15 protein-coding genes and 2 pseudogenes are annotated in these 15392 nt (G+C 65.4%); all 17 read left to right on the top strand.

All coding sequences use genetic code 11. The features are described 5' to 3' along the window. Nucleotides 1-179: 179 nt before the first annotated feature. Nucleotides 180-815 (top strand): translation initiation factor IF-3, encoded by a 636-nt coding sequence (gene infC, locus ACTIAO_RS13200; RefSeq protein ID WP_441906679.1) that lies wholly within the window; start codon nt 180-182, stop codon nt 813-815. A 73-nt stretch (nt 816-888) separates the two neighbouring features. Continuing rightward, nucleotides 889-1086, top strand: a complete 198-nt coding sequence (gene rpmI, locus ACTIAO_RS13195; protein ID WP_087133207.1) for a 50S ribosomal protein L35 — start codon at nt 889-891, stop codon at nt 1084-1086. 32 nt (nt 1087-1118) lie between these two features. Continuing rightward, a complete protein-coding gene (gene rplT, locus ACTIAO_RS13190) occupies nt 1119-1505 on the top strand; it encodes a 50S ribosomal protein L20 (RefSeq protein WP_441906678.1) in 387 nt (128 codons plus the stop codon). Between the two features lie 84 nt (nt 1506-1589). Then, the gene (locus tag ACTIAO_RS13185) at nt 1590-2402 is read left to right on the top strand and encodes a TrmH family RNA methyltransferase (RefSeq protein ID WP_441906677.1); all 813 of its coding nucleotides are present in this window, start codon (nt 1590-1592) and stop codon (nt 2400-2402) included. A gap of 80 nt (nt 2403-2482) precedes the next feature. Beyond that, a complete protein-coding gene (locus tag ACTIAO_RS13180) occupies nt 2483-3232 on the top strand; it encodes an amino acid ABC transporter ATP-binding protein (protein WP_441906676.1) in 750 nt (249 codons plus the stop codon). Between the two features lie 44 nt (nt 3233-3276). After that, a complete protein-coding gene (locus ACTIAO_RS13175; RefSeq protein ID WP_441906675.1) occupies nt 3277-4185 on the top strand; it encodes a glutamate ABC transporter substrate-binding protein in 909 nt (302 codons plus the stop codon). A 65-nt stretch (nt 4186-4250) separates the two neighbouring features. Continuing rightward, nucleotides 4251-4907: an amino acid ABC transporter permease gene (locus tag ACTIAO_RS13170; RefSeq protein ID WP_441906674.1), complete on the top strand. Its 657-nt coding sequence runs from the start codon at nt 4251-4253 to the stop codon at nt 4905-4907. Then, nucleotides 4904-5815: an amino acid ABC transporter permease gene (locus tag ACTIAO_RS13165; protein WP_441906673.1), complete on the top strand. Its 912-nt coding sequence runs from the start codon at nt 4904-4906 to the stop codon at nt 5813-5815. The genes ACTIAO_RS13170 and ACTIAO_RS13165 overlap by 4 nt, the downstream gene beginning before the upstream one ends. A 50-nt stretch (nt 5816-5865) precedes the next feature. Continuing rightward, complete coding sequence (gene pheS, locus ACTIAO_RS13160) at nt 5866-6906, top strand: phenylalanine--tRNA ligase subunit alpha (RefSeq protein WP_441906672.1); 1041 nt, start codon at nt 5866-5868, stop codon at nt 6904-6906. After that, complete coding sequence (gene pheT / locus ACTIAO_RS13155) at nt 6906-9440, top strand: phenylalanine--tRNA ligase subunit beta (protein ID WP_441906671.1); 2535 nt, start codon at nt 6906-6908, stop codon at nt 9438-9440. Before pheS ends, pheT begins: the two co-directional genes overlap by 1 nt. Next, a pseudogene (locus ACTIAO_RS13150) lies at nt 9344-9550 on the top strand (HNH endonuclease signature motif containing protein); the annotation flags it as partial. The gene pheT and the pseudogene ACTIAO_RS13150, both read left to right, overlap by 97 nt. 25 nt (nt 9551-9575) lie before the next feature. Further along, nucleotides 9576-10715: a glycoside hydrolase family 3 N-terminal domain-containing protein gene (locus ACTIAO_RS13145; protein ID WP_441906670.1), complete on the top strand. Its 1140-nt coding sequence runs from the start codon at nt 9576-9578 to the stop codon at nt 10713-10715. A 245-nt stretch (nt 10716-10960) separates the two neighbouring features. After that, nucleotides 10961-12007: an N-acetyl-gamma-glutamyl-phosphate reductase gene (gene argC / locus ACTIAO_RS13140; RefSeq protein WP_441906669.1), complete on the top strand. Its 1047-nt coding sequence runs from the start codon at nt 10961-10963 to the stop codon at nt 12005-12007. Beyond that, a complete protein-coding gene (gene argJ, locus ACTIAO_RS13135; RefSeq protein ID WP_441906668.1) occupies nt 12004-13161 on the top strand; it encodes a bifunctional glutamate N-acetyltransferase/amino-acid acetyltransferase ArgJ in 1158 nt (385 codons plus the stop codon). The genes argC and argJ overlap by 4 nt, the downstream gene beginning before the upstream one ends. Then, on the top strand, nt 13158-14075 hold the full coding sequence (gene argB / locus ACTIAO_RS13130) for an acetylglutamate kinase (RefSeq protein WP_441906667.1): 918 nt from the start codon (nt 13158-13160) through the stop codon (nt 14073-14075). Before argJ ends, argB begins: the two co-directional genes overlap by 4 nt. Then, complete coding sequence (locus ACTIAO_RS13125; RefSeq protein ID WP_441906666.1) at nt 14072-15289, top strand: acetylornithine transaminase; 1218 nt, start codon at nt 14072-14074, stop codon at nt 15287-15289. Before argB ends, ACTIAO_RS13125 begins: the two co-directional genes overlap by 4 nt. Beyond that, a pseudogene (locus tag ACTIAO_RS13120) lies at nt 15286-15392 on the top strand (ornithine carbamoyltransferase); the annotation flags it as partial. The gene ACTIAO_RS13125 and the pseudogene ACTIAO_RS13120, both read left to right, overlap by 4 nt.

Genomic DNA, 15392 nt, shown 5'->3' with positions numbered 1-15392 from the left:
GAGGATTCACTTCCCACCCGCGCTTGCCGTTCCAGGCTACCGGGTCTTGCACTCCGCCGGTTCACGCCGGTAGATCGGACGACGTCCGATGTCCAGGGTGCGAAGTCGGCATCTGAATGTCGGTGGGTGTGGGGCGATTCTGATTTCGCCCGTGATGCAGAAAGCGTCGCGGTGGCCGAATCCCATCGTCTAAGGAGTTCCGCATCAGCGATCCCCGTACCAATGAGCGCATCCGCGTCCCCGAGGTCCGCCTCGTCGGCCCCGCGGGTGAGCAGATCGGCGTCGTCGCCATCCAGGTCGCGCTCCGCCTCGCGCAGGAAGCCGACCTCGACCTCGTCGAGGTTGCCCCCAACTCGAAGCCGCCCGTGGTCAAGATCATGGACTACGGCAAGTTCAAGTACGAGGCTGCCCAGAAGGCGAAGGAAGCTCGCCGCAACCAGGCGAACACGATCCTCAAGGAAGTCCGCTTCCGTCTGAAGATCGAGGCTCACGACTACACGACCAAGCTCAAGCGTGCCGAGGGCTTCCTCAAGGCTGGCGACAAGGTCAAGGCAATGATCCTGTTCCGTGGCCGCGAGCAGTCGCGTCCCGAACAGGGTGTGCGTCTGCTGCGCAAATTCGCCGAAGATGTCGCCGAACTCGGTACCGTCGAGTCGAACCCGACGATCGACGGGCGAAACATGGTGATGGTGGTCGCGCCTCTGAAGAACAAGTCCGACGCGAAGGCAGAGCAGAACGCGGTTCGCGCCGCGAACAAGCAGGCTTCTCGCGGCGCACGCTCGTCTGACGAGTCAGCAGAACAGACCGCGGAGTAACACCGCCCACATACTCCCGCATTGCGCGGGTTGACAACGTCGCCTGAGAAGGCGCCATACGAAGGAAGAGAAGATGCCGAAGCAGAAGACCCACTCGGGTGCTAAGAAGCGCTTCAAGATCACTGGCAGCGGCAAGCTGAAGAAGCAGCAGGCCGGAATGCGCCACAACCTCGAGCACAAGTCGAGCCGTCGCACCCGTCGCCTCAACCAGGACCAGGTGCTCTCGAAGGCCGACACCAAGGTCGCGAACAAGCTTCTCGGCCGCGGCTGAGCGCCCGAACGCACGAATAGGAACACAGGAAAATGGCAAGAGTCAAGCGGGCGGTAAACGCCCACAAGAAGCGTCGCGTCATCCTTGAGCGCGCAAAGGGTTACCGCGGTCAGCGTTCGCGTCTGTACCGCAAGGCCAAAGAGCAGGTCATCCACTCGCTGGTCTACTCGTACCGCGACCGTCGCAAGCGCAAGGGCGACTTCCGTCGCCTTTGGATCCAGCGCATCAATGCCGCTGCCCGCCAGAACGGCATCACGTACAACCGTTTCATCCAGGGCCTCGGCCTCGCCGGTGTTCAGGTTGACCGTCGTATGCTCGCCGAGCTCGCTGTGAACGAGCCCGCGACCTTCGCATCGCTGGTCGAGACGGCTAAGAAGGCTCTGCCTTCGGACGTCAACGCACCGAAGTCGGCTGCGTAAGCATCCTTCCTGAGAACGGGTGCTCTCCTTCGGGGGAGCACCCGTTTTCTGCATTCACCCGCAGGTGTCCCTAGACTGGGGATCGTGCTGGAGAATCCCCGTTCCCCGCGAGTCCGAGCCGTCGCGAAGCTGACCAAACGCAGTGCGCGAGCGGAGACCGGGCTCTTCCTCCTCGAGGGGCCGCAGGCCGTTCGCGAGGCGCTCGCCTACCGGCCTGACGCAATCGTCGAGCTGTTCGTGACGTCGGCCGGTTGGGAGAAGCACTCTGATCTGCGCGCCGCAGCCGCAGAACACGCTGTGAGCGTCGAGTACGTCACCGAGCACGTGCTGAACGCGATGGCGGACACAGTCACTCCACAGGGCGTGATCGCTGTCATCCGCCAGATTCCGATATCGGTGCGAGACATCTTCGCGGCATCCCCGCGATTGATCGCCATCTGCGAAGAAGTGCGTGATCCCGGCAACCTCGGCACGATCATCCGTGCGGCGGACGCAGCAGGAGCGGATGCTGTCGTGCTCACCGGTCGCACAGTCGATCCGTACAATCCGAAAGTCGTGCGTTCCACCACGGGTTCCCTGTTCCACCTGCCGGTGTCGGTGGGCGGTGATCTGGAGGACGTCGTGAAGCGTGCGCACGCGGCGGGACTCGCGGTCCTTGCGGCAGACGTCAAGGGCGATGATCTTCTGCAGGCGCGTGCTGAGGGCGTTCTGTCGGGACCGACCGCGTGGCTGTTCGGAAATGAGGCTCGAGGGCTCGAAGAGTCGGCTCTGGCTCTGGCCGATCACGTGCTCAGGCTGCCGATCTTCGGTCGTGCGGAATCACTCAATCTCGCGACGGCGGCGAGCGTCTGCCTGTATGAGAGTGCCTTCACGCAGCGGGCGGCTGACGCCGGCTGATACGACAGTCTGGGTTACAACTGTGTAACCCAGCGCGGCGGATGCTGGCTCCGAGCGCTCCGTGCTTCTAGTGTGGGCTCATGACCGAGACTGGTGCACCCCTTGTGGTCGTCGACAACGTCCAGAAGCATTACGGCGATTTCCAGGCGCTGACCGATATCAACTTGACCGTGAACTCCGGCGAGGTCGTCGTGGTGATCGGGCCTTCAGGGTCCGGAAAGTCGACCCTGTGCCGCACGATTAACAGGCTTGAGACGATCACCAGCGGCTCGATCACGATCGATGGCAAGGCTCTCCCTGCCGAGGGAAAGGGACTCGCGAAGCTGCGCGCCGACGTCGGCATGGTCTTCCAGTCGTTCAACTTGTTCGCGCATCTCACGATCCTCGAGAACGTGACGCTCGGGCCCATCAAGGTGCGCGGCCTGAAGAAGGCGGATGCTGAGAAAGAAGCGATGACGCTTCTCGAGCGCGTCGGCGTCGCACAGCAGGCATCCAAACTCCCCGCCCAGCTCTCCGGCGGGCAGCAGCAGCGTGTCGCGATCGCGCGTGCGCTGGCGATGAACCCCAAGGTGATGCTCTTCGACGAGCCCACCAGCGCGCTCGACCCCGAGATGATCAACGAGGTCCTCGACGTCATGGTGCAGCTGGCGAAAGAGGGGATGACGATGATCGTCGTCACCCACGAGATGGGCTTCGCACGCAAGGCCGCGAACCGCGTCGTGTTCATGGCCGACGGCAAGATCGTCGAGGAGGCGACTCCTGAGGAGTTCTTCACGAACCCGAAGAGCGACCGTGCCAAGGACTTCCTCTCGAAGCTCCTCACTCACTGACCATCCCTCACACACAGCACACAGCACACGAAGGAGACGCAATCATGCGACGCACACGGACACTTGCGGGAATCGGGATCGCCACAGCAGCGCTGCTGGCCCTCACCGCCTGCAACAGCGGAACCCCCACCGAGCCGGGCACCGACGGCGGAGACGCCAGCGCGGAGCCGTCCACCTGGTTCGAGGTCGCCACCGACGTCCAGCTGGAAGGCAGCCCGACCTTCGACAAGATGCAGGAGGCCGGCAAGGTCACCATCGGTGTCAAGGAAGACCAGCCGAACCTCGGCTACCTCGACGTCACCACGAACGAGCGCAGCGGTTTCGACATCGACATCGCCCGCTGGATCGCGGCATCTCTCGGCTTCGATGAGGAGCAGATCGAGTTCAAGCCGATCGCCTCGGCGAACCGCGAGCAGTCGATCGTGAACGGCGACATCGACTACTACGTCGGCACGTACTCGATCACGGACAAGCGCAAGGAGCAGATCGACTTCGCCGGTCCCTACTTCATCACCGGTCAGGGCTTCCTCGTCGGCACCGACAGCGAGATCACCGATGTGACGGATGTCTCCGACTTCAACGGCAAGACCGTCTGCTCTGCGACCGGCTCCACGCCGATCCAGAACATCAAGGAGAACTTCCCCGAGATCAAGACCGAGGAGTACGACCTGTACTCCGCGTGCGTCGAGGACCTCATCAACGGCAAGGTGGATGCTGTCACCACCGACCAGGCGATCCTGATCGGCTACGCCGCGAAGTACCCGGACGAGGTCAAGGTCGTCGGCGACCTGTTCACCGAGGAGCGCTACGGCGTCGGTCTCCCCAAGGGTGACACCGTTCTTCTCGATCACATCAACTCCCTCTTCACCGACGGTGGCGACATCTGGCAGGCGATCTTCGACAAGAACCTCGGTTCGTCGGGCATCGAAGTCGACCAGCCCGCTGTCGACTAAGTGATTTCAGGGGCGATCCCGCAACGGGATCGCCCCTCTCAACCTTCTGAAGGGGAGGACGACGCGTGGACGTCATCTTCGGGAACCTCGATCTCTGGGGCGAAGCCTTGGGCAACACCCTGCTGGTGTTCGTCTTCGGCGGCATCATCGCCGTCATCCTGGGGTTCATCGTCGGCGCGATGCGCGTCTCGCCGGTGCCGATCGCACGAGCGGTCGGAACGGCGTACGTCAACCTGATTCGCAACACCCCGCTCACCCTCGTCTTCTTCTTCTTCGTGTTCGGTTACCCGGTCCTGGGCCTGCCGAACCTGTCGAACACCACGCTCGGCATCATGGCGATCGGAATCTACACCGCCACCTACGTCGCCGAGACTCTTCGTGCCGGAATCAGTACTGTGCCCGTCGGCCAGGCCGAAGCGGCCCGTGCGATCGGTCTTCCGTTCGGCCAGGTGATGTCGCTGGTGATTCTGCCGCAGGCGTTCCGATCGGTCGTGCCGCCGATGATGAGCGTTTTCATCGCGCTGCTGAAGAACACCACCGTGGCCGCCGGCTTCTCGATCGGGGAGCTCGCAGCCCTGCGCGCGACTCTCAACGATTCGCATGACCGGCCGGGCAGTCCGATGGAGGTCCTGCTCTGGGTGGCGGTCGTCTTCGTCGTCCTGGTGCTGCTGATGAGCTGGTTCCAGCGATATCTCGAGAACCGTTGGAGGATCGTCCGATGACTTCCGTTCTGTACGACGTCCCCGGGCCCCGTGCTCGCCGGCGCAACGGCATCCTCGCGATCGTGACGGTCATCGTCGTCCTCGCCGTGATCGGTTTCCTCGTCTACCGCATGGCCGTCTCCGGACAGTTCGCCGCCTCGAAGTGGTACGTTTTCTCGTTCTCCACCGTGTGGGAGCAGATCCTCAAGGCGCTCGGCAATACGCTCGCTGCCTTCGCGCTCGCTGCCATCCTGAGCCTTGCGCTCGGGTTCATCCTCGCGATCGGGCGGCTCTCCGAGCACGCCTGGGTCCGCATCCCGGTCACCGTCATCACCGAGGTCTTCCGTGCCGTTCCGGTGCTGGTCATGATGATGCTCCTGTACTACGGTCTTCCCACTGTCGGCATCAAGGTGGAGCCGTACTGGGCTGTCGTGATCGCGCTCATGGTCTACAACGGCTCGGTGCTCGCCGAAGCGCTGCGTGCCGGTATCGAGTCGCTTCCGCGCGGCCAGAAGGAAGCCGGCTACGCGATCGGACTCCGCAAGGCCGGAGTGATGCGACTCATCCTGCTGCCGCAGGCCATCCGGGCCATGCTGCCCGTGATCGTGGCGCAGCTCGTGGTGACGATGAAGGACACCGCGCTCGGGTTCATCATCACGTACCCCGAACTGCTGTACTACGCCAAGCTCCTCAGCTCGCAGGAGGGGCGTCCGATCCTGCAGTCGGCGATCGTCATCGGCGGCATCTACATCGTGATGTGTCTGATTCTGTCGGGCGTCGCGAAGTGGGTCGAGATCAAGACCCGCCACTCGCCGAAGATGAAGGCGCTTGCCGCAGACAACGCGACAGTCATGCATGAGGGCACCGACACCGAGCTCATCGCGGCTCAGCGCGGCGCCGGCAAGTTCGACGGCAACAGCCCCGGATAGGGTCTCTGAGACGTCGGTCGGTCTGCCACTCCCCGGTAGACTCATCTCTCGTGTCAGATGCTCCAGAAATCACCCCCGAGGCGGTTGAGGCCGCCGTCGCCGCAGCGCTCGACGCCATCGGTGCCGCTGCCAGCACCGCAGAGCTGAAAGCGGCCAGGTCCGCGCACGTCGCGGAGGGCTCGCCGCTCGCGGTCCTGAACGCGTCGATGCGCCAGGTAGCGCCCGAGCACAAAGCGGCGTTCGGCAAGCTCATCGGCCAGGGGCGCGGTCGCGTGACCCAGGCGCTGGCGGCGAAGGAGGCCGAGCTCGCCGAAGCTGAGTTGGCCGCTCGCCTCGAGGATGAGCGCGTCGATATCACTGCCGTCTCGACGCGCACGCGCGTGGGTGCGCGGCATCCGCTCACCCAGCTCCAGGACGACATCTCCGACGTCTTCGTCAGCATGGGGTGGGAGATCGCCGAGGGGCCGGAGCTCGAGCACGAGTGGTTCAACTTCGACGCACTGAACTTCGACATGGACCACCCGGCCCGCCAGATGCAGGACACGTTCTTCGTCGATCCGGCCGACCGTCACCTCGTCATGCGCACGCACACGAGCCCCGTCCAGGTGCGCTCGATGCTCGACCGCGAGGTGCCCATCTACGTGCTGTGCCCTGGCCGGGTCTACCGCACCGACGAGTTCGACGCGACGCACCTGCCGGTGTTCACGCAGTTCGAGGGGCTCGTCATCGACAAGGGCATCACGATGGCCCATCTGAAGGGCACGCTCGACCACGTCGCGCGCCAGCTGTTCGGCCCTGAGGCGAAGACACGCTTCCGCACCAACTACTTCCCGTTCACCGAGCCGTCCGCGGAACTCGACCTCTGGCACCCGACCTTCAAGGGCGGCGCGCGCTGGATCGAGTGGGGCGGCTGCGGCATGGTCAACCCCAACGTGTTGCGCGCCGCGGGAATCGATCCCGAGGTCTACAGCGGCTTCGCGTTCGGGATGGGCGTCGAGCGCGGACTCATGTTCCGCAGCGACGTGAAGGACATGCGTGACATGGCAGAGGGCGATGTGCGCTTCAGTGAGCAGTTCGGGATGGTGGTGTGATGCGCGTCCCGCTTTCGTGGTTGCGTGAATACGTCGATGTGGCACCGGATGCAACGGCCGAGGACGTCTTCGCGGCGCTCGTGTCCGTTGGGTTCGAAGAGGAAGAGCTGCACGGCTTCGAGGTCTCCGGCCCCGTCGTCGTCGGACAGGTTCTCTCATTTGAGGAAGAGCCGCAGAAGAACGGCAAGACCATCCGCTGGTGCCAGGTCGACGTCGGCCCTTCGACAGGCTCAGGGACCGAGATCGCCGCTGGCGGCGATCGAGACATCAGAGGCATCGTCTGCGGCGCGTCGAACTTCGCCGTCGGCGACAAGATCGTCGCGACGCTACCCGGATCCGTGCTGCCGGGGCCCTTCCCGATAGCCGCACGCAAGACCTACGGTCATGTCTCCGACGGCATGATCGCGTCGGCGCGAGAGCTGGGGCTGGGGGATGAGCACGATGGCATCCTGATCCTCTCCTCACTCGGCATCGATGCCCCGGTCGGTACGGATGCCATCGCCCTGCTGGGGCTGGATGATCAGGCCGTCGAGATCAATGTCACCCCGGACCGCGGCTACGCCTTCTCGATCCGCGGTGTGGCTCGTGAATACGCTCACGCGACGGGAGCGGACTTCCGCGACCCTGCCGAGCACGAATGGTCTGAGGTGCAGCCCGGCGCGGGATTCCCGCTCGCCGTCGACGCCGAACCGCTGCGCGAGAACACCCCGGTTCAGGAGTTCGTCGTACGCGTCGTCCGCGACGTCGATCCTTCGCTTCCGACTCCGGCGTGGATGGTCGCGCGGCTCACTCTCGCCGGCATCCGGTCGCTGGGGATCCTCATCGACATCACCAACTACGTGATGCTCGAGCTCGGGAACCCCATCCACGGCTATGACCTCGACAAGCTTGCCGGCGGCATCACGGTGCGCCGGGCACAGGCGGGCGAGAAGATGACGACGCTCGACGGGCACGAGCGCAAGCTCCACGTCGAGGATCTGCTGATCACCGACGAGTCCGGCCCGATCGGCCTCGCCGGTGTCATGGGCGGCGGGACGACCGAAATGTCAGATACCACCCGCAACGTGCTCATCGAGGCGGCGATCTTCGACCCGATCTCGATCGCGCGCACAGCCCGTCGGCACAAGCTGCCCAGCGAGGCTTCCAAGCGCTTCGAGCGCGGTGTCGACCCGCTGGTGCCGTTCGTCGCCGCGCGCCGAGTTGCCGACCTGATGGTCGAGCTCGCCGGAGGTCGCGTTGATGAGCTCGGCGGTGCGCTGTACTCGGAGTTCGAGATCGCCGGCATCGCGTTGCCGGCTGAGTTCGTCCCCGGGCTGATCGGTGTGGATTACACGGATGCCGAGATTGTCGAGGCTCTCGAGACGATCGGTGCCGAGGTCGTCGACGCTTCCGACGGATGGCAGGTCATTCCGCCGAGCTGGCGTCCGGACCTCACTGACAAATGGACGCTGGCGGAAGAGGTCGCTCGTATTCACGGGCTCGACCGAATTCCCTCCGTGCTGCCGACGCCGCCTGCCGGACGCGGTCTCACCCCCGCCCAGCAGGGCCGTCGCCGCGTGGCAAACGCGCTGGCAGCCGCCGGGCTCGTGGAGACTCCTGCGTTCCCGTTCACGACCGAGGCGCAGAACGCTCTGCACGGCTCGGCGTCGGGGGAGACTCTGCCGAGTGTGAAGCTGGCGAACCCGCTCGACGGGCAGGCGCCTTTCCTGCGCCGCTCGCTGCTGCCCGGTCTCCTGCAGATCGCGCACCGCAACATCGCGCGCGGGCTCACCGATCTTGCGATCTTCGAGACGGGTTCGGTCTTCCTGCCAGAGCCTGGCGTGGTCTACGGCACGGATGACGTTCCGCCGCTCGGCCAGCGTCCCTCGGACGAGAAGCTCGCAGAGCTGAACGCGTCGATCCCACCGCAGCGACGCCATGTCGCAGCCCTCTTCACGGGGCACATCACCCCTCGTCAGCCGGGACGCGACGCCGAGGCATACGGGCTCTCCGAGGCGCTGGATGCCGTACGCGTCATCGCGGTTGCGGCCGGTGTCGAGATCGACGTCGTCCAGTCGCAGCGCGCGGCCCTCCATCCCGGGCGCGCTGGCGTGCTGAGCGTGGATGGCACTGAGGTCGGGTATGTCGGCGAGCTGCACCCGAATGTGGCATCCGATGCGGATCTGCCGGGGCGCGCCGTGGTGCTGGAAATCGATCTCGACAGCATCCTGTCTCTTGCGGGCACGCGCGTCGTCGCGGAATCGCTGTCGACGTACACGGCGGCGACACAGGACGTCTCGCTCGTGGTTTCGACCGAGGTGACTGCCGGCGAGCTACGTGCGGCGCTGGTCGAAGGTGCGGGCGAGCTGCTCGAATCCGCTCGTCTCGTTGACGACTACCGCGGTCAGGGACTCGAGGCCGGTCAGAAGAGCCTGACGTTCGCGCTGCGGTTCCGCGCATCCGACCGCACGCTGACCGCGGCAGAGGCCACCGAGGCGAAGCTCGCCGGTGTCGCCGTGGCGACGGAGCGCTTCGGAGCACGTATTCGCGACTGACGACAGAGATCTGGCGCGCCGATGATCGACTTGCTCTGGACGCTGACATTGACCATCGAGTCCCGTGGGCCCAAGGTGGCAAGACCGATCTTGACGATCTCCGCCCGCTGTGTCCGCGATGTGTAGCCTGGGCGGATGAAGGGTCACGTGCTCACCGCGGCGCTCCTCGTCACGGTTCTCGGACTCTGCGGGTGCGCCCCGACCGGCGACCAGCCGCAAGACTCGACACAGCCGACGGTGACGACCACACCCAGCCCGACACCAGAACCCACCCCGCTGACGCCGCTCGAACAGGCAGCGGAGCAAGTCGCGCAGATGACACCTGCTGAGCAGGCTGCGATGGTCGTCATGGGGGCAGCGCCCGGGACGGACGCGGCAGCGTTGGCCGACTATGTCTCTGCAGGGCCGAACGGCGTGATTCTCATGGGCGACAACGTTCCCGCGACGCCGGCTGAACTGCGCTCCATTGCGGACGCGATCCATTCGGCATCCTCGAACGCGCTGATCGCGATCGATCAGGAGGGCGGTGACGTCCGGCGCATGCCGTGGGATGAGCTGCCCTCGTCATACGACCTGAAGGGGGCAGAGCCAGCTCAAGCGCAGGAGGCGTTCGTAGCCCGCGCTCAGTTACTCGTAGCCGCCGGAGTGGACATTAACTTCGGCATCGTCGCCGACGTCCCGCGCTCGGACGACTCATTCATCTACGGACGCTCTTACGGCACGGATCCACAGGTCGTGGCAGATCGAGTCGCCGCCATCGTTGCGGGCGAACACGGTCAGGTCGCATCCACTCTGAAGCACTTCCCCGGGCACGGCGCGGCAGAAGGCGATTCGCACAGCGCGATCCCGACCAGCGATCTGAGCCTGTCGGACTGGCGCGCCTTCGATGCGATCCCGTTCGAAGCTGGCATCGACGCCGGAGCAGAGTTGGTGATGATGGGGCACCTTCGTTTTCCTGCAGTGTCTGCCGAACCGGCATCCCTCTCTCCGGAGTGGTACACGATTCTGCGCGACGATCTCGGATTCGAAGGTGTCGCCGTAACCGACGACCTCGGAATGCTCAGTTCCTCGGGGGAGGCGGCATACGCAGATCCGGTCGCGAACTCCGTCGCCGCGATCGCCGCGGGCGCCGACCTGGTACTGATGATCGCGGGCTCGACGCCGGAGACCGCCGGGCAGATCGTCGATGCGCTCGCTCAGCGCGCGTCGACGGACCCGGTCTTCGCCGATCGACTCGCCGAAGCAGCCGCCCGCGTACTCGCCCTCTCTGTTTAGCTCGCAGATTTGCGGATGCTTCGGATCCCGCGCTATCGTCCAGACATGCCTTCGGTGCTCCATGACTCTGCGACGCTCGCTCCGAGCGTCATCGTCGTGCGCCGACGCCGCAGCCGTCTGGGCGGCCGCCGACTCTAGGCGACCCCGCGCTCCCTTCTGCATCAGCAGATGGTCGAGCATCGGTGTCGCAGCCTCTGCCCTCCGACCAGATCAGGGATGGAAGTCCCGACCGTTAAGGTAGAACCATGACGTATTCCGTCGCCGTCTCCGGCGCATCCGGCTATGCGGGTGGCGAGATTCTGCGCCTGCTCGCAGGCCACCCCGACATCGAGATCCGCACCGTCACCGCGCATTCGAATGCCGGTCAGCCGTTGATCCAGCACCAGCCGCACCTGCGCTCGCTTGCCCACCTCACTCTGCAGGACACGACGCCCGAGATCCTCGCGGGTCACGACATCGTGTTTCTCGCACTTCCGCACGGTCAGTCCGGCCAGTACACGGATGCTCTGGGGGATGTCCCGCTCGTCATCGACGCCGGCGCCGACCACCGCCTCACCGACAAGGGACCGTGGGACGCGTTCTACGGCGGTCACTTCCACGAGCCGTGGGCGTACGGCGTCCCAGAGCTCCTTATCGGCGGAGGTGCCAAGCAGCGCGAGAACCTGCGCGGGGCGACGCGCATCGCCGCCCCCGGATGCAACGCCTCCACCGTCAGCCTGAGTCTTGCTCCCGGCGTCGCCGCGGGCGTCATCGATCCGGGCGACATCGTCTCTGTTCTCGCGGTCGGACCATCCGGGGCAGGAAAAAGCCTGAAGGCGAACCTCCTCGGCAGTGAGATCCTCGGCACGGCGAACCCGTACGCGGTCGGTGGCACGCACCGCCATATTCCCGAGATCCAGCAGGCGCTGCGCGCCGCAGGAGCACCTGACGTTCGCATCTCCTTCACCCCAGTGCTGGTGCCGATGTCCCGCGGCATCCTCGCTACATCGACCGCGCCCATCATCGACGGAGTGACCGACGCCGAGATCCGTGCCGCGTGGGAGAGCGCCTATGGCGACGAGACCTTCGTGCAGCTGCTGCCCGAGGGGCAGTTCCCGCGGACCGCGGACGTACTCGGCGCTAACACGGCGCTGATCGGCCTCGCGATCGATCGTGCGGCGAACCGCGTGACGGTCGTCACCGCTGTCGACAACCTTGCCAAGGGCACCGCCGGTGCCGCCATCCAATCCATGAACCTCGCGCTCGGTCTTCCCGAAGACCGCGCCCTCACCGTGAACGGAGTGGCACCATGAGCGTCACCGCACCCCAGGGTTTTGAGGCATCCGGCGTCGCCGTCGGCCTCAAGTCCACCGGCAAGCCTGATGTCGCCGTCGTCGTCAACCGCGGCCCGCGCAAGATCGGAGCGGCAGTCTTCACCAGCAACCGCGCCAAAGCCAACCCGATCATCTGGTCGCAGCAGGTGATCGCCGACCGCACCGTCGAAGCGATCGTCCTCAACTCGGGAGGAGCGAACTGCTTCACCGGCAGCTTCGGCTTCCAGACCACGCACCAGACGGCAGAGAAGGCCGCCGAGCTGCTCGAGGTGAGCGCAGGCGACATCCTCGTGTGCTCCACAGGTCTCATCGGCACGGGCGACGAGACGTTCCGGGCCAAGGTCCTCGAAGGCACCGAGCAAGCGATCGCCGAGCTGTCGACAGATGGCGGCGACAGCGCCGCGCACGCGATCATGACGACCGACTCGGTCGCCAAGACCGCAATCGTCACGCGTGACGGCTGGACGATCGGTGGCATGGCCAAGGGCGCCGGGATGCTGGCGCCGGGGCTTGCAACCATGCTCGTCGTGATCACGACAGACGCCGATATCGAAGCGCGAGATGCCGACGCCGCCCTGCGCGCCGCGACCGGCACCACGTTCGACCGTCTCGACTCCGACGGCTGCATGTCGACCAACGATCAGGTGACGCTGCTCGCCAACGGCGCAAGCGGCATCCGCCCCGATCTCGAAGAGTTCACCGCAGCCCTCACCGAGCTCAGCGACCAGCTCGCCGCCATGCTGCAGGGCGATGCCGAGGGCGCGAGCCACGACATCACGATCCGCGTCACGAACGCCGCCACAGAGCAGGACGCTGTCGAAGTCGGCCGCTCCGTCGCTCGCAACAACCTCTTCAAGGCGGCGATCTTCGGCAACGACCCGAACTGGGGCCGTGTGCTCGCCGCGATCGGCACCACGAGCGCGCAGTTTGACCCGTACGACGTCGACGTGTGGATGAACGATGTCCGGGTGTGCACCGAGGGCGGTCCCGACCGACCGCGTGAGGACGTCGACCTCACTCCGCGTGCGACGGATCTGTTGATCGACCTGAAGGTCGGCGACGCTGAGGCGACGATCCGCACGAACGACCTCACGCACGACTACGTTCACGAGAACAGCGCCTATTCCTCATGACAGATATTCAAGACACGCCCCCCGACGTCGCAGCCGACAAAGCGGCGACCCTCATCGAGTCGCTGCCGTGGCTGAAGAAGTTCCGCGACCAGATCGTCGTCGTCAAATACGGCGGCAATGCGATGGTCTCCGATGAACTCCAAGAGGCATTCGCTCAGGACATCGCCTACCTCCGCTACGTCGGTGTGCAGCCGGTCGTCGTCCATGGCGGCGGCCCGCAGATCTCGAACATGCTTGATCGCCTCGCGATCCCCAGCGAGTTCAAGGGTGGCTACCGGGTGACCAACACCGAGGCGATCAGCGTCGTGCGCATGGTGCTCACCGGACAGGTCAACCCGCAGCTGGTCGCGAAGATCAACTCGCACGGCCCGATCGCGACCGGTCTCAGCGGTGAGGATGCTGGGCTCTTCGGCGGACGACGCCGTGGCGTCGTCATCGATGGCGAGCAGATCGATCTCGGGCGGGTGGGAGATGTCGTGGAGGTCGATCCGACCGCCATCTTCGACCATCTGGCGGCCGGCCGCATCCCGGTGATCTCCAGCATCGCGCCAGACCTCGACAACCCGGGGCAGTCGTTGAACGTGAACGCGGATGCCGCGGCATCCGCCCTCGCGGTCGCGCTGAACGCGCGCAAACTCGTCATCCTCACCGACGTGCCCGGTCTCTACGCGGACTGGCCGAACCGGGACTCGCTCGTCTCTCACCTCACGTCGCAGCAGCTCACCCAGATGCTGCCGACGCTCGAGTCGGGCATGATCCCGAAGATGCGGGCGTGCCTGGACGCGGTCGAGAGCGGTGTGGATGCCGCGGCCATCATTGACGGGCGAGTGAAGCACTCCGTGCTCGTCGAGCTTTTCACCAGCAAGGGAATCGGAACTGAAGTGGTACTCGAAAAATCGGGGGTGACGGCGTGACCGTCTGGAAAGATGACGCGGCACGGGACCTGGTGCTCAACGCCGGGGAGCGGTATGAGCTCCTGACGCGTGGCGAGGGTTCGCACCTCTGGGACGGCGACGGCAAGCGTTACCTCGATTTCCTCGCGGGCATCGCAGTGAACTCACTGGGACACGCGCATCCGGTCTTCGTCGAAGCCATCGCGAAGCAGGCTGCGACTCTCACCCACGTCTCGAACTACTTCGCCACCCCTCCGCAGCTCGAGCTCGCCGCTCGCCTCAAGCGTCTCGCCGGTGCCGGCATCGAGGGTCGGGTCTACTTCTCGAACTCCGGTGCCGAGGCGAATGAGGCGGCTTTCAAACTCGCGCGACTTCACGGCGGCACCGAGCGCCCCCGCATCCTGGCTCTCGACAACGCTTTCCACGGACGCACGATGGGATCGCTCGCTCTGACGGCGAAGCAGGCCTATCGTGCTCCGTTCGAGCCGATGCCCGGTGGCGTCGAGCACATCCCGGCGACGATCGAAGCACTGGAATCGGCGCTCGATGACCGTGTGGCTGCCCTCATCGTCGAGCCCATCCAGGGCGAGGCGGGCGTGGTCGAGCTGCCGGAGGGCTACCTCGCTGCAGCGCGCTCGCTCACCCTCAAGCATGGCGCGCTGCTCATCGTGGACGAGATCCAGACCGGTGCCGGTCGTACCGGCGCCTGGTTCGGTTTCACCCACGAAGGGATCACACCCGATGCGATCACACTTGCCAAGGGCATCGGCGGCGGGTTCCCGATCGGGGCACTCGTCACGTATGGTGCTGCCAGCTCGCTGTTCCTGCCCGGATCACACGGGTCCACCTTCGGGGGCAACCCGCTCGGCACCGCCGTCGCGAACGCCGTGCTCGGGGAGATCGAGAACGCCGGGCTGGTGGAGAACGCGGCCGTCCGTGGCGAGCAGTTGCGTGCACTGATCACCGGCATCGGCTCTGATCTCGTCGAGGAGGTGCGCGGTCGCGGTCTGCTCATCGGCGTCGGACTGAGCGCCCCGGTGGCCGGCGATATCGTCGCCGCAGCGCAGACGCGCGGTCTCATCATCAACGCAGCCAACCCGTCCACGGTGCGCATCGCGCCGCCCCTGATCATCGGCGACGCCGAGATTGAAGAATTCCACACGCTGTTCGCCGCAGTGCTCGCCGATGTCCAGGCGAATCTTGCGGCATCCGAAAACGAAAAGGCCAACGCATGACCCGCCACCTGCTGCGCGACGACGACCTCACCTCCGCCGAGCAGGCCGAGATCCTCGATCTTGCCATCGAGCTGAAGAAGGACCGCTGGGCCGACAAATCTCT

Origin of the sequence: Microbacterium sp. (genome assembly GCF_052099035.1) — a bacterium.
Classification (GTDB): domain Bacteria; phylum Actinomycetota; class Actinomycetes; order Actinomycetales; family Microbacteriaceae; genus Microbacterium.
This window is presented reverse-complemented; position numbering and strand designations above follow the sequence as displayed.